This window comes from Vibrio rubrogenes, assembly GCF_059641415.1.
In genome coordinates this window covers 1-543 of record NZ_JCARSY010000119.1, presented here as the reverse complement: position 1 = coordinate 543, position 543 = coordinate 1, and the positions used below count along the sequence as shown (strand labels likewise).

The following is a 543-nucleotide window of genomic DNA, read 5'->3' as shown; positions in this document are numbered from 1 at the left end:
CAATGTGGCTTATCAGCGCAAGGCAGAAATCGTCAGCCCGCTGCGTTTTCAGGGACAGTATTATGATGCAGAAACGGGTTTACATTACAACCGTCACCGTTACTATAGCCCGAGCACCGGGCGCTTTATCACCCCCGACCCGATTGGGCTTGCCGGTGGTTTAAACAACTACCAGTATGTGAAAAATCCGACGGGCTGGATTGACCCGCTGGGGTTAACGCAGTGTGTGGGGGATTGTCCTAGTAGGAATACTTGGAATTCTTTCCAGAAAGATCACGCTGGACAATTTAAGACAAGAGCTGAAGCATCTAAGGCTTATAATGAGTTAAAAGAAAACCAGTCTCCTTGGCCTTATGGATATGATCCAGAATCAAATGTCCGGACAATGCAACCAGGTGATACATTTAACATGATTGTTGATAATGGAATGGAAGATATGCCTGGTCGGTTTGGTACAACCGATTTTATCTCTAACTCAACTTATGGCCGTCAGAATTTAGCGATTAAAGAGGGATGGAAACCAACATTAGACAATGTAGTTAC

At 44.9% G+C, this 543-nt stretch carries 1 protein-coding gene; it reads left to right on the top strand.

Translation table 11 applies throughout. The features are described 5' to 3' along the window. The coding region (locus AC55NX_RS20815; RefSeq protein ID WP_496997465.1) for an RHS repeat-associated core domain-containing protein at positions 1-543 on the top strand (543 nt) is incomplete at both ends.